Genomic DNA, 13,487 nt, shown 5'->3' with positions numbered 1-13,487 from the left:
CGATGCGTTGTCGCGAAGTCGGGAATTAGCTGCTGCTTTGTCCGCTGATGCGGATTACAGAAAATGCTTTGAGATGATAATGAAAAGACACACTTTTTACAAGCTTAATAGCCGCCCTTATTGGTCTATTTCCATTTATTTTTGACATAAAAAAACCCAGCCGAAGCTGGGTTTTGCCACAAAAAACAAAGACGAATTAACGCTTTGAGAACTGTGGACGTTTACGTGCTTTATGCAAGCCGATTTTCTTACGTTCAACTTGACGAGCGTCACGGGTAACGTAACCTTCTTTACGTAATGGACCACGTAAAGCTTCGTCGTATTGCATTAATGCACGAGTAATACCGTGACGAATTGCACCCGCCTGACCGGTAGTACCACCACCACTTACAGTGATGTACATGTCAAACTTTTCAGTCATTTCAACTAATTCTAATGGTTGACGAACAACCATTTGAGCCGTTTCACGACCGAAGTATTCGTTCAGTTCACGGTTGTTAATTTTGATGTTGCCGCTACCAGGACGCAAAAATACGCGAGCCGTGGAGTTTTTGCGACGACCAGTACCGTAGTATTGATTATCTGCCATAGTGTTCTTGCTCCGTATTATATATCCAGTTGTTTAGGTTGTTGAGCAATATGGTTATGCTCAGTACCTGCGTACACTTTCAGTTTACGGAACATGGCACGACCCAATGGACCACGGGGTAACATACCTTTCACCGCTTTCTGAATGACCATCTCTGGTTTCTTAGCAATCAGTTTTTCAAAACTGATTGATTTGATACCACCCGGAAATCCAGTGTGCGAGTAGTACATCTTGCCCTGAGCTTTATTACCGGTAACAGTAATTTTCTCAGCGTTAATGACGACGATATAGTCGCCGGTATCAACGTGAGGAGTGTACTCAGGCTTATGCTTGCCGCGTAAACGACGAGCGATTTCAGTAGCTAAACGACCTAAAGTTTTGCCTTCAGCGTCTACTACGTACCAGTCGCGTTTTACCGTTTCTGGCTTGGCTACAAATGTTTTCATTGTATAAAACCTACATTTTAAAAGTTCACGGACAGTAATTCCGGGCTTCCCCGCGAATCACAACAATAAAAAAATGATAGAAATCATTTAGTTATCTGCTGCGACCGCTGCATTACGTTATGTAACACAACGGACTGTAACGTGGGCTGCGCGGATTATAGGAAAAATGCGGTTAAAGATCACGCATTTTCTGAAATTTATGCTTTATGAGCCATTGCCAGATATTCCTGACTTTGCATTTCCTGCAGTCGGCTGACACAACGGCGAAACTCGAAAGTTAACTGGCCTTCCGTATAGAGAGCTTCAATACTCACATCTGCTGACAAAATCAGTTTCACCCGACGCTCATAAAATTCATCAACTAACGCTATAAAGCGGCGAGCCGTATCATCTTTCCCAGCGCCCATTTGCTCAACATTACTAATCAATACCGCATGGTAAAGTCTGGCTATTTCCATGTAGTCATTTTGGCTACGGGCTGTCTTGCAAATAGAGGTAAAATCAAAAAATACCACATCGTCACACTCTGCCCGAACGTCAATATCCCGCCCTTCAATTTCAATACAGTCTGATTCGTACCGCTCTTTACATTCAGGCGCTAGCTCTTTGAAGTATTTCCATAAATTCTTATCGGCTTTTTCATCCAGTGGCGAATGAAAAATTTCCGCCCGGGTAAGCGTTCGAAGACGATAATCAATGCCGCTATCCACATTAACCACTTCGCAGTGCTGATTGATGAGTTTAATAGCAGGAATGAAACGTGCGCGTTGCAGTCCGTTTTTATAGAGTTCGTCAGGAACGATGTTTGAAGTCGCTACCAGCACCACCCCTTTCTCAAATAAGTACTCAAACAGCCTACCCAGTAACATGGCATCGGTAATATCCTGCACAAAAAACTCGTCAAAGCAGACAATTCGTGCTTCGGCGGCAATGTTATCAGCTACAATGCGTAACGGATCGCTCTGCTTATCCAGTTGTTTAAGTTCATTATGAACCCGGTGCATGAATCGGTGAAAGTGGATTCGCCATTTACGCTCAATTGGCAGACTTTCAAAGAAGGTATCAACCAGATAGGTTTTCCCACGGCCGACACCACCCCAAAAGTAGATGCCCTGAGGCTGACCCGGCTCTTTGTTAAACCACTTTTGCCAGCCTGGCAGAGTCTGATATTGATGCCACTCAATAAGCTCATCATGCAGTCTTTGCAAATGTTTAACAGCGTTTAGCTGCGCAGCATCTTTCGAGAAATCATTGTGTTCTATATCATACTGATAACGTTCTAGTGGAGACATTTGCTGTTTGGACACTACCACTTCACCTCAGTTGGGATTATCCTATAAGTTAATATGTTACCATGAAGGTGAAGCGCAGCAATCATTCGCCGCTGCGACAGCTTGTTCAGGAGTTAATTATGAGTTGGATTATTGGGGTTCTGTTGGTCGTTGCTGGTGCTATCATTGGCTTTTTTGCGGCTCGTTACAGCCAGTCGAAAGGCCAGTCAGGCGATCTCGAAGAGCAAGTACAGCAAAGTCAGCAGCGTTTAACCGACTACCAAAGAGAAGTTGCCGAACACTTCGCCACCGCAAACGCTATGGTCGAACAACTGGCAGATACCCAGCAACGTTTACAAAGCTACTTAAACCAAAGTGCTGAGCTGCTTGAGAAAAGCGATGTACAAAGTGACCTGCCTTTTTTCGCAGAAGACACAATTAAGCAACTGCGAGTGGCCAATTCATTAAATAAAGATCACCGTTCAGGCCGTGACAGCTATAGCGCCAACGATATTCCCCGCGATTACACAGAGGGCTCCAGCGGGCTCTTTTCAAGTAGTTACGAGCAAGATCAAGAAAAAGAGTCCTCAAAAACATCTTGAAACATTTTTAGAGTGAACTCATATAGCTGACAAGCGGTCTTAACTGGCGACCGTTTGTTAGTGCTTTATTAAGGAGTCACTCGAATCATGAAAAGAGTCTTAGCATTATTCAGTTTAATCTGTGTTGTTAGCTTCACCTCTATACCTTCTGCCCATGCTGGCATTCCTTTTTTTGGCAATGACGACGAACAGCCGACCTTAGCGCCGATGCTTGAGGAGGTAACACCCGCCGTCGTCAATATCTCAGTAAAAGGTAAGCGAGAAGTACGACAACGCCTGCCGGAAGCGCTTCGTTTCTTTTTTGGCCCGGATTCGCCACGTGAACAAGTCCGTGAGCGCCCGTTTAGAGGCTTAGGTTCCGGCGTGATTATTGATGCTGAAAAAGGCTATGTAGTAACCAATAACCATGTTGTAGACGACGCTACAGAAATTCTCGTCACCCTAAAAAATGGCCGTGAGTTTGATGCTAAAGTTATAGGCACTGATGAACGCAGCGACGTGGCTTTGCTAAAAATAGAGAACGGCGAAAACCTCACCGCCATAGAGCTTGGCAAGTCATCCGAGCTGCGAGTCGGTGATTTCGTGGTCGCTATTGGTAACCCTTTCGGGCTTGGCCAGACAGTAACCTCCGGTATCGTTAGCGCTCTAGGTCGAGCAGGTCTTGGCATTGAGGAACTGGAAAACTTCATCCAGACCGATGCCGCTATTAACAGCGGTAATTCGGGCGGTGCTCTGGTCACTTTAGACGGCAAACTCATTGGAATTAACACCGCGATACTAGGCCCTAACGGTGGCAATATCGGTATCGGTTTCGCTATTCCATCGGACATGATGAATAACTTAGTACAACAATTGATTGAATTTGGCGAAGTTCGCCGCGGTGTACTGGGAGTCCGGGGTAACGATTTAACTCACGACGTTGCTCAGGCATTGAATATTCCGGTCAACCGGGGGGCTTTTGTTTCACAGGTCGTACCGGGTAGTTCAGCAGATGAAGCTGGTATTGAATCGGGCGATGTCATTATCTCAGTCGATGGGCAGACAATCCGCTCATTTTCGGAGCTTGGTGCAATGGTCGGCTCTATAGGCTCAGGGAACTCATTAAAGCTTGGGGTGATTCGCGACGGTGAAGAGCAATCGATTAACGTCACCCTTGGTGCACAGGACATGTCTGTTACAGCTGAGTCAATTCACCCGGCTTTACAGGGCGCTACTCTTGCTGCAACGGATGGAAATGGAATTGAAGTAGAAGAGCTTGAAGAACGTTCTCCTGCTGCGCGAATTGGCCTAGAGGAAGGCGATATTATTCAGGGCGTTAACAGAAAGGCAGTGAGCTCAATATCGGAGTTGCGGGCAGCAATTGAAGATAAGAGCGGTGTTATAGCCCTTAATATAAAACGAGGCGACAGTTCACTCTTTATTGTGTTGCGTAACGCAAACTGACATTGTGACAGGCAGGTGGTATCAGTGCTATGCTGATACCACCTGATTTAACCGGAAGCTGGTATGCAACAACTTTCTTCAACTTTACGATTTTTACTTCAGTCAGTTGGCTTAGGCCTAGTTGTTGCGGCTATTGTTATTATCGCTAAACCTTTCTGGGCACAGTCCGAATCATTAAGACAAAACGGCAACGAAATTACCTCCTTTAATCAGGCCGTCCGAAAAGCCGCCCCCGCCGTTGTGAATATTTATAGTATGGGGGAAATTCAGGGGTCTTATTATCAACCTCAATCATCACGTGTCTGGCGTTTAGGTTCAGGCGTTATTATGGACTCTCAGGGATATATTCTGACCGCCCATCACGTTGTCGATAATGTTGATAAAATTGAAGTCGCGCTGCAGGACGGCAGACGCTATGCCGCTCAGTTAATTGGTAGTGACCGTTATACCGATTTAGCTGTGCTGAAAATTGATGCAGAGAACCTACCGGTAATTCCTGTACAGTCAACACGCCGCGTACGGGTTGGTGACATTGTCCTCGCCATAGGTAATCCATACAATATTGGCCAGACAATTACGCAAGGTATTGTCAGTGCCAGCGGCGGTCGGGTTGGTGTCAGCAATTCCTATTCCGATTTGATTCAAATGGACGCAGTGATCAACCAGGGTGCCTCAGGCGGAGCTTTGGTTAATACCGCCGGAGAACTTATCGGCATCAATAACGCCCGCTATAATTCGGCTTTTGGAGATGGCGGCGAAGGCATTTATTTTGCCGTACCCTATGAAAATGCACGCAAAGTAATGAAAACCCTTATTCAGGAAGGGAAAGTGGTACGCGGATACATTGGTATTAGCGTTAATCCAAACTTTAGTGAAGAACAATCATTGTCAGGCATATTAATAACCGGAGTTGAACGGGATAGTCCGGCAGCAAAAGCAGGATTACAACCGAACGATTTTCTGGTGGCTATTGGTGGTGACCCTGTTCGCTCTGCGCCGGAAGGGCTTGACCGGGTTGCAGGTAGTGAGCCCGGCACTAAATTAGAAGTGGAATTTTATCGTAATGAAAAACGAATGACGACCACCGTAACAGTGGCCGAATTACCCAGATAACGGCTGCTAAGCCGTTACTCGTTCAATATCAGCACCTAAGCCCTGAAGTTTTTTCTCAATCCCTTCATAGCCCCGGTCAATATGATAGATGCGCTCGACAACAGTTTCTCCGGTCGCAACCAGACCCGCTATAACAAGAGAGGCTGAAGCTCGTAAGTCGGTACACATAACCTCTGCGCCGGTCAGTTCATCAACTCCGTGACATAGTGCAGTATTGCCTTCCGACTCGACATTTGCGCCCATGCGTCGTAACTCAGGAATGTGCATAAAGCGGTTTTCAAATATCGTTTCACGAATACCGGCGGTACCTTCTGCAATGGCATTTAGCGCACAAAATTGAGCCTGCATATCGGTTGGAAAAGCCGGATGAGGAGCCGTAATAATATTGACTGCTTTAGGCCGGCCATGGCTCTGTATCGCTATCCAGTTATCACCTTTATCAATTGTCGCGCCAGCTTCTTCCAGCTTTTTCAACACCGCATCAAGGCTTGCCGGGTCAGTTTTTTCGCAACGCACCGAACCTCCAGTTGCCAAAGCTGCGACTAAAAACGTCCCCGTTTCGATACGGTCGGGCATGACACTATATTCACCACCATGCAGCTTATTAACACCTGTAATATGAATGGTGTCGCTGCCTGCGTCGCGGACATTCGCGCCCAGGCTGTTAAGAAAGTTTGCTAAATCAATGACTTCGGGTTCGCGAGCGGCATTTTCTATGACCGTTTCACCCTCAGCCAGTACCGCTGCCATCATTAAGTTTTCAGTGCCGGTCACGCTGACCGTGTCGAGCAAAATCTCTGCGCCCTGCAGACGCCCCTCTACTGACGCTTTAATGTAACCATTTTCAACGTCAATATGCGCGCCCATTTTACGCAGGCCTTCAATATGAAGGTTTACCGGCCGTGCGCCTATAGCGCAACCACCCGGCAGAGACACTTCCGCTTTACCGGTTTTAGCTAATAACGGGCCTAAAACCAAAATAGAAGCACGCATAGTTTTAACCAGATCATAAGGCGCTTTGAAGTGATTAAGCGTGGTCGGGTCAATGCAAACGCTATTATTATTCAGGTTGCTATGACTAATGCCCAGGCAATCGAGTAACTCCAGAGTTGTGTCGACATCGTGAAGGTCGGGAACATTAGACAGGGTTATTTTTTCAGACGGCAACAGCGAAGCCATTAAAATAGGCAGCGCGGCATTTTTTGCCCCTGAAATAGTGACCGAACCTGACAAAGGTTGGCCTCCACGTATTTTAAATTTATCCATCAACTAACCAACAACCTTATGGCATCATTAATTTTTTATCACGCGCCCAGTCTTCCGGCGTGTAAGCTTTTATCGATACGGCATGGATTGAACCGTCGGCAATCAACGGGTTTAGAGGACCATACACGGCTTGCTGACGCTTTACCCGACTCATATCTTTAAAGTCTTCGCTGACAGCAATAATTTCTACATTCGCGCCTTCAGCTTTAACCAGAAGCTCTTCCAGAGAAAGCGCATCGTTCAGCAAAGTTTTCAGTTCTTCAGTATTCATTGTTATCTGCCGTTGGCTTAAAAGTTAATAAGACCGCCTAGCTTAACGAAAGCAGCGACTCAACGCCACTAACGCGGGCAATTTGTTTCAGCTGTTCAGATGCTCCGATACAGGTTAACGGACCTTTCCCATCGCCAACCAATTTCAATATTTCAAGCAAAAAAGCCACCCCGGCAGTATCGATAACCTCTACATCGGTTAAATCAACCCGGGTTTCGCTTCCCACCGACCAGCTTTTGCGCTGTGACCACAGTTTAGCAACACTGTGACGAGTCAATGAACCGCTAAAAACCAGTGTCTTATCATCGCTAACCTTCACCGATGCTAACATTAGAGTCCCTCTGCCGGGCTTTCTACTTCGTCATCTGCCTTAATCGGCTCGGAAGCTTTCTTTTCAATCAGCTCGATTGTTTTATCAATGCCATTAGCCCGGATAACCGAAGAAATTTCACTTTGCTTACTGTTCAGCAGGCTAACGCCTTCAACAACTAAATCGTAAGCCTTCCAAATTTCTTCATCAGAATCGTAACGGATACGGAAATCCAGGCGAATTTCAGGACGCCCTTCTTCTTTTATTCGCGCCTTCACGACGGCCGAACGTGCATCATCAGAAATTTCCTGACTAGGTTCAAAAGTGACCTTATGCTTGTCCTCGTCATACTGAGTAAAAGCACGGGCATACGTCGCCACTAAGTAATCGTAGAAAGCCTGGTAAAAACGTTCACGCTGTTCTTTTGTCGTGTCGCGCAAGTAACGGCCTAATACTTTCTTCGACGCATACATATTGTCAACATAAGGCATCATCTCATCTTCAACGACTTCCTTTAGATAATTAGGATCTGCGTCAATTTTGTTTCTGTCCGATGCAATGCGATCAAAGGTTTTTTCAGCAACTGCTTTCAATAACTCTTGCGGATCATCGTTACGAATTAAATCGGCTGACGCGGATGCAACCAATACTAAGGTCGCCGCAACTGCCATTATCCATTGTTTTACTGCCATGGTGCTCTCCTTACCACTTAATCATTGCCCTGACTGAACAGGAATTGGCCTATCAGGTTCTCTAAAACCAATGCTGATTTAGTATCAGTAATGGTATCGCCGTCTTCTAACGTACCTACGCTGTCATCGATAAAGCCGGGTTCAAGCCCAAGATATTGCTCACCCAACAGGCCCGAAGTCAGCACCGATAATGTGCTGGTCTCAGAAAACTTGTCGTAATCTTTGCTAATACTCATTGCCACCCGTGGCTCATAGTAGTCGCCCGACAATGAAATATCGGTAACACGACCTACAACGACGCCACCGACTTTCACCGGCGAGCGGACTTTCAGACTACCAACATTATCGAACTTAGCGTACAGGGTGTAGCTATCTCCCGATGTTATCATAGTGCCGCTGGCTGCCCTTAATGCGATAAAGAACAAAGCCAAAATACCGACGACAACAAAAACGCCTACCCATAACTGTGTTTTTCTTGATTCCATGGTTATCCACCAAACATGATAGCTGTAAGAATAAAATCGAGTCCTAGAATTGCCAACGACGCAGTCACAACTGTTGACGTTGTCGCAGCACTGATTCCCGCAGAGGTTGGAACCGAACGATAACCTTTATACAAAGCTATCCAGGTAACAACAAAGGCAAATACAATAGACTTAATAATGCCGTTCAGAAGATCATCCTGCCAATCGACTGCCGATTGCATGACTGACCAAAAAGCCCCTTCATCAACACCCAGCCAGCCCGAGCCAACCAGGTAACCGCCGTAAATTCCAACGGCTGAGAACATTAATGCCAGCAGCGGCATACTAACCACACCAGCCCAGAACCTGGGAGCAATCACACGGCGTAAAGGATCAACCGCCATCATCTCCAGACTGGAGAGTTGCTCGGTGGCTTTCATAAGACCGATTTCAGCAGTTAATGCAGAACCGGCTCGCCCCGCAAATAACAGACCGGTAACGACAGGCCCCAACTCACGTAATAACGACAGCGCAACCATAGGTCCCAGACTTTGCTCAGCACCATAGTCAACTAAAATAGTGTAGCCCTGTAAGCCAAGCACCATACCAATGAATAAGCCACTGACGATAACGATGAGCATCGACAATACGCCCACTACGTACATTTGCTTGATAAAGAGCGGCCATGACTTAGCGGGTTGCGGCTTACCGATAATAGCTCCCATCAGCATAGCTAAGGCGTATCCGATACCCGCCAGGCTATCCAGCACTCGGCGACCGACAGACTGTATAAACTGGATCATCCTTCGCCCCTTAATAAGTCCGTTGTAAAATCGTCATCTGAGTAGTGAAATGCTACCGGACCATCTGGCGCACCATTCAAAAACTGTTGAATAATTGCGGTATCGTTATTGCGGAGTTCATCCGGGGTGCCCTGACCAACAACTTTTTTGTCGGCGATGACATATGCATAATCCGCAATCGATAACACTTCTTTTACGTCGTGCGATACAACAATAGAGGTCAAACCTAGTGACTCATTCAAAGATTTAATAAGCTTTACAATGACCGCCATAGAAATAGGATCCTGACCCGCAAACGGCTCATCGTATAAAATCAATTCAGGATCCAGAGCTATAGCCCTTGCCAGAGCAGCTCTACGAGCCATGCCACCCGACAGTTCTGACGGCATAAGGTGACGCGCACCACGCAGACCCACGGCCTCAAGCTTCATTAAAACCACGCTGCGAATAATTTCTTCGGGTAAATCGGTATGCTCGCGCAGTGGAAAGGCGACGTTCTCGTATACCGACATGTCGGTGAACAACGCACCACTTTGAAACAGCATGCTCATGCGCTTGCGTAATTGATACAAAGCGTCGCGTTTTAACTGAGGGACTTCCTCTCCGGCTACTTTGATACTGCCGCTGTCAGGCTTAAGCTGTCCACCGATAAGGCGCAACAGCGTCGTTTTACCAATGCCACTAGGCCCCATGACAGCAACCATTTTGCCTTTCGGAACATCTAACGACAGGCCGTCATAGACCCGATGGCTTCCATGCGCAAAAGTCAGATCTTTAAGTTCTACCAAGTTTGTCACGACAGTTTCCTGTTACGAGTTTATCAGCCTTTATTTTAACGACTGTCGGTATAGTCTGATACCGAAAAAGTGTTGCAAATTTTATCAGCGAATTGATTCTATTTCTGTCAATTCATCGACAAGCTTCAGTAAATATTGTGCAAAATCTTCACGTTCATGCACGCAGGCGTCACACAAGTTGAGTTGCTCAAACAAGCGAGCACCATGAACCGCGTAAAACAGAGTTTTCCCAACTTTGCTTCCGGCAATACGTTCCAACCGCTGTAAAGTCAGTGCTATATGTTCTTTTAAAGGGCCTAACAACTCCGGGTTAGTCGCAGAGGCAGCCAGCATTCCACTGCCTAGCCGAGAACATTCAGCGTCCGTATCAAGCGCTGCTAGTAAAATACTTTTTAATTCGCCTTTTGGGTCATCGGCAAACTGGTGATGATATTGCTCACGAAGTTTTTCATAACGTTCGACACGGCGTTTTAACATAGCCTGCAGCAAACAATCTTTGTTCTTGAAATGATAAAGCAAACCACCTTTGCTGATGCCCGTTGTCTGGCTCAAGGCGTCAAATGTAAGGTGCCCTGCACCCTCGGCAGCGACCAATTGATCTGCGGCATCCAGAATGACGTCTCTGTTGCTGGGTCGCCCTGCGCCTTTTTTCTCTACCATGGTGTATTCACTTTACCTACACTTACTTTATCAACCGTCTGGTTGGTATAGTAATTATTTTTGTAATAAAATACAAGATTTACCTGTGTACGGTAGGCAGAGTTGTACCGAATGACGTATTATACAGGGCAAAAGTACAACGCCAGAGGCATGACCATGAAACAAGTCACCCAGAACTTTCGGCTACTGGGCGAACAAGTACTGGATATCGAAAAGAAGGCGATTGAAGGCCTGTATCAATATTTGGATGATAATTTCGATGCCGCCTGCCAAACTCTGTTTAATTGCAAAGGCCGCGTTATTGTCACCGGCATGGGTAAATCCGGTCATATTGGCGGGAAAATAGCTGCCACACTTGCCTCAACCGGCACACCAGCGTTTTTTGTACATCCGGGCGAAGCCAGCCACGGAGATTTAGGCATGGTTGCGGCTCAGGATGTGGTCATTGCGATATCTAACAGTGGCGAAACGGCCGAAGTGCTGAATATTATTCCGGTCATTAAACGTCTGGGCGTGCCCTTAATTTCGATGACTGGCAAACCAGGCTCCACTCTTGCCCGACTGGCTGATACTCATGTTTGTATCGCAGTTGAACAAGAGGCCTGTCCGCTCGGGTTAGCCCCCACGGCTTCTACAACAGCAACTCTTGTCATGGGCGATGCGATGGCGGTTGCCCTGCTCAATGCCCGCGGCTTCACCGCCGACGACTTTGCACTATCACACCCCGGCGGTTCGCTGGGTAAACGCCTGCTATTACGGTTACATGATGTGATGCACACTGGCGAGCGTGTCCCGGTTATTCCAGCTGACGCTATTATTAGTGATGCGTTACTGGAAATGTCGCGTAAAGGCTTGGGTATGACCGCGATAGTTGATGAAAACCAACGTCTCGCCGGCATTTTTACAGACGGTGACTTACGTCGCATTCTGGATAACCGAATCGATGTCCATAAAACTCCGATAGCTGAAGTTATGACCCGCTCCTGTATTACTGCGAACGAGGACATGCTGGCCGCTGAGGCATTAAAACTCATGCAGGACCGAAAAATAAATGGGCTGATAATTACCAACGACGATGGACAGCCTTGTGGCGCAATGAACATGCATGACTTACTGCAGGCGGGAGTGCTTTGATGGAATGTATTAATACCTGGTACGGCGACATTGAAAAAAGCCTGTTTAAACGTTTTTCCGAAATAAAGCTACTGGTTCTGGATGTCGACGGGGTGTTTTCCGACGGTCGCATATACTTAGGCAATGATGGTGAGGAACTGAAAGCGTTTCACACCCGGGATGGCTTTGGCATGAAAGCACTGAAAAAATCAGGTGTTGAAACGGCAGTCATTACCGGACGAACGTCACGCATTGTTGAACACCGTATGGAACATTTAGATGTCGGCTTTATTTATCAGGGACAGAACGATAAAACAGCCGCTTTCGATGAGCTACTAACAAAGTTAGGCCTTAGCGCGGAGCAAGTTGCTTATGTTGGAGACGACACCCCCGATTTAGCTTTAATTAAAGCGGCGGGTCTGGGGATTGCAGTCCAGGACGCTCACGCATCGGTACAACAACAGGCCGATTATATTTCACGCTGCCATGGTGGACATGGTGCCGTGCGCGAAGTCTGTGATTTAATCATGCTCAGTCAAGGGCAACTGCACCTGGCTACAGGAGCCAGTGTGTGAGCCGACGCGTTACTGTCATTCTAATTTTATTATTCGGTGCCGGGCTATTGCTTGTCTGGCGCCCTTTTAGTGATGATGCTGATGGTAACAACGCGGCGACAACACGCACTATGCAGCCCGATTTTACCGCTTTTGGGCTGGAGACGCGTATTTTCGAAAGTGACGGTTTACTGGCTCACAAGATAAAATCTGAGAAAATGTCTCACTATAACCAAATTGGTCTGACCGAACTTAAGCGTCCGGTTTACACGGTCTTTTCTGAACAAGGCGAAGAGCTTTGGGAAGTCAGTGCCGCGCAAGGCACTTTCTACGACGATCAAACCCTGATTTTAGAGCATGATGTTGAAATACTTGCTTTAGAGCCGGATACTCACATCGAGCAAGTGTTAACCGAGTACCTGATTGTTGATTTAAAAAATGAGTCAATGAGCACAGAACATCCTGTAAGCATTCACGGACCACGACTATTAATTCGGGGTAACGGTATGACTGCGGATCTGAAAGCTGAACGAATGGAGCTAAAAAGACATGTTAAAACGATTTTCCAGCCTGCTGAGTAAACTGATCCTGGTTGCCTTAATACCCTCAGCGGTTATGGCTCAGGGCAAGTCTGACTTTAGTAAACCCATGGAAGTTGAGTCGAGTAAGGAAGAGCTTGATATTAAAAATAACCGCCTGGTTTTAACGGACAACGTTATTATTCGTCAGGGCACCTTATTAATCCGCGCCGATCGACTAGAAGCATCCGCCAGCGAAAGCGCCGAGCAAGCAGATATTTTTATTGCAGAAGGCACTCCTGCTACTTACAGCCAGACGCTGGACGACGGCAATGAAATTAACGCTGAAGCAAAAAAAATCACCTATTTTCAGTCGGAACAGCGACTGGAGCTTAGTGGCGACGCTCGCATCTCTCAAGGTAGCAGTAGCTCAAGCGGCAGTTTGATTACTTATGATTTGAATAAACAAACGGTAACGGCAAGCAGTTCAGGTGAAGAAGACAGCCGTGTTATCACTATTTTTACACCTAAACCAAAAACCGATACCGACGAAAAAAATAACGAGAACCCTTAAT

18 protein-coding genes are annotated in these 13,487 nt (G+C 46.6%); 7 read left to right on the top strand and 11 right to left on the bottom strand.

The window, feature by feature from the left end; genetic code table 11:
- Nucleotides 1-196 precede the first annotated feature (196 nt).
- From rpsI to zapE, 3 genes are all read right to left on the bottom strand, one after another.
- Nucleotides 197-589, bottom strand: coding sequence for a 30S ribosomal protein S9 (gene rpsI, locus DEU30_RS09315; RefSeq protein ID WP_011233676.1), 393 nt, complete (start codon nt 587-589; stop codon nt 197-199).
- 17 nt (nt 590-606) lie between these two features.
- Nucleotides 607-1,035 (bottom strand): 50S ribosomal protein L13, encoded by a 429-nt coding sequence (gene rplM / locus DEU30_RS09310; protein ID WP_034818651.1) that lies wholly within the window; start codon nt 1,033-1,035, stop codon nt 607-609.
- A 197-nt stretch (nt 1,036-1,232) separates the two neighbouring features.
- Nucleotides 1,233-2,327, bottom strand: a complete 1,095-nt coding sequence (gene zapE, locus DEU30_RS09305; protein ID WP_114982080.1) for a cell division protein ZapE — start codon at nt 2,325-2,327, stop codon at nt 1,233-1,235.
- A gap of 119 nt (nt 2,328-2,446) precedes the next feature.
- On the opposite strand from zapE, the gene DEU30_RS09300 reads away from it, so the two are divergent.
- The 3 genes from DEU30_RS09300 (at nt 2,447) to DEU30_RS09290 (ending at nt 5,464) form a co-directional block, all read left to right on the top strand.
- Nucleotides 2,447-2,908, top strand: coding sequence for a YhcB family protein (locus DEU30_RS09300; RefSeq protein ID WP_011233673.1), 462 nt, complete (start codon nt 2,447-2,449; stop codon nt 2,906-2,908).
- 87 nt (nt 2,909-2,995) lie between these two features.
- The gene (locus DEU30_RS09295) at nt 2,996-4,351 is read left to right on the top strand and encodes a DegQ family serine endoprotease (RefSeq protein WP_011233672.1); all 1,356 of its coding nucleotides are present in this window, start codon (nt 2,996-2,998) and stop codon (nt 4,349-4,351) included.
- A 63-nt stretch (nt 4,352-4,414) separates the two neighbouring features.
- Nucleotides 4,415-5,464: a trypsin-like peptidase domain-containing protein gene (locus tag DEU30_RS09290; RefSeq protein WP_114982061.1), complete on the top strand. Its 1,050-nt coding sequence runs from the start codon at nt 4,415-4,417 to the stop codon at nt 5,462-5,464.
- A 6-nt stretch (nt 5,465-5,470) separates the two neighbouring features.
- On the opposite strand, the gene murA is transcribed toward DEU30_RS09290, so the two are convergent.
- From murA to DEU30_RS09250, 8 genes are all read right to left on the bottom strand, one after another.
- Entirely contained in the window at nt 5,471-6,730 is a 1,260-nt protein-coding gene (murA, locus tag DEU30_RS09285) for a UDP-N-acetylglucosamine 1-carboxyvinyltransferase (RefSeq protein ID WP_011233670.1), read from the bottom strand.
- A 16-nt stretch (nt 6,731-6,746) separates the two neighbouring features.
- Nucleotides 6,747-7,001 (bottom strand): BolA family protein, encoded by a 255-nt coding sequence (locus DEU30_RS09280; protein WP_011233669.1) that lies wholly within the window; start codon nt 6,999-7,001, stop codon nt 6,747-6,749.
- 37 nt (nt 7,002-7,038) lie between these two features.
- Nucleotides 7,039-7,332, bottom strand: coding sequence for an STAS domain-containing protein (locus DEU30_RS09275; RefSeq protein WP_011233668.1), 294 nt, complete (start codon nt 7,330-7,332; stop codon nt 7,039-7,041).
- Nucleotides 7,332-8,003: an ABC transporter substrate-binding protein gene (locus tag DEU30_RS09270; protein WP_114982060.1), complete on the bottom strand. Its 672-nt coding sequence runs from the start codon at nt 8,001-8,003 to the stop codon at nt 7,332-7,334. Before DEU30_RS09270 ends, DEU30_RS09275 begins: the two co-directional genes overlap by 1 nt.
- A 17-nt stretch (nt 8,004-8,020) precedes the next feature.
- On the bottom strand, nt 8,021-8,488 hold the full coding sequence (gene mlaD, locus DEU30_RS09265; protein ID WP_114982059.1) for an outer membrane lipid asymmetry maintenance protein MlaD: 468 nt from the start codon (nt 8,486-8,488) through the stop codon (nt 8,021-8,023).
- 2 nt (nt 8,489-8,490) lie between these two features.
- Nucleotides 8,491-9,267: a lipid asymmetry maintenance ABC transporter permease subunit MlaE gene (gene mlaE / locus DEU30_RS09260; protein WP_034818750.1), complete on the bottom strand. Its 777-nt coding sequence runs from the start codon at nt 9,265-9,267 to the stop codon at nt 8,491-8,493.
- The gene (locus tag DEU30_RS09255) at nt 9,267-10,067 is read right to left on the bottom strand and encodes an ATP-binding cassette domain-containing protein (RefSeq protein ID WP_034818661.1); all 801 of its coding nucleotides are present in this window, start codon (nt 10,065-10,067) and stop codon (nt 9,267-9,269) included. Before DEU30_RS09255 ends, mlaE begins: the two co-directional genes overlap by 1 nt.
- A gap of 84 nt (nt 10,068-10,151) precedes the next feature.
- On the bottom strand, nt 10,152-10,727 hold the full coding sequence (locus DEU30_RS09250; protein ID WP_114982058.1) for a TetR/AcrR family transcriptional regulator: 576 nt from the start codon (nt 10,725-10,727) through the stop codon (nt 10,152-10,154).
- Nucleotides 10,728-10,883: 156 nt separating this feature from the next.
- On the opposite strand from DEU30_RS09250, the gene DEU30_RS09245 reads away from it, so the two are divergent.
- Genes DEU30_RS09245 through lptA form a run of 4 tightly spaced genes read left to right on the top strand, consistent with a single transcriptional unit; the run spans nt 10,884 to nt 13,486 of the window.
- Complete coding sequence (locus DEU30_RS09245) at nt 10,884-11,861, top strand: KpsF/GutQ family sugar-phosphate isomerase (RefSeq protein WP_011233662.1); 978 nt, start codon at nt 10,884-10,886, stop codon at nt 11,859-11,861.
- The gene (kdsC, locus tag DEU30_RS09240; protein WP_011233661.1) at nt 11,861-12,415 is read left to right on the top strand and encodes a 3-deoxy-manno-octulosonate-8-phosphatase KdsC; all 555 of its coding nucleotides are present in this window, start codon (nt 11,861-11,863) and stop codon (nt 12,413-12,415) included. Before DEU30_RS09245 ends, kdsC begins: the two co-directional genes overlap by 1 nt.
- Nucleotides 12,412-12,975 (top strand): LPS export ABC transporter periplasmic protein LptC, encoded by a 564-nt coding sequence (lptC, locus tag DEU30_RS09235; protein WP_011233660.1) that lies wholly within the window; start codon nt 12,412-12,414, stop codon nt 12,973-12,975. Before kdsC ends, lptC begins: the two co-directional genes overlap by 4 nt.
- Nucleotides 12,944-13,486 carry a lipopolysaccharide transport periplasmic protein LptA gene (gene lptA / locus DEU30_RS09230; protein ID WP_011233659.1) on the top strand — a complete coding sequence of 181 codons (543 nt, stop codon included), beginning with the start codon at nt 12,944-12,946 and terminating at the stop codon, nt 13,484-13,486. The genes lptC and lptA overlap by 32 nt, the downstream gene beginning before the upstream one ends.
- Nucleotide 13,487: the final 1 nt, after the last annotated feature.

It is taken from the genome of Idiomarina sp. 017G (genome assembly GCF_004362265.1).
Taxonomy (GTDB): Bacteria; Pseudomonadota; Gammaproteobacteria; order Enterobacterales; family Alteromonadaceae; genus Idiomarina; species Idiomarina loihiensis.
Note: the sequence above shows the minus strand (reverse complement) of the source record. Positions and strands in the feature narration are given on the sequence as shown.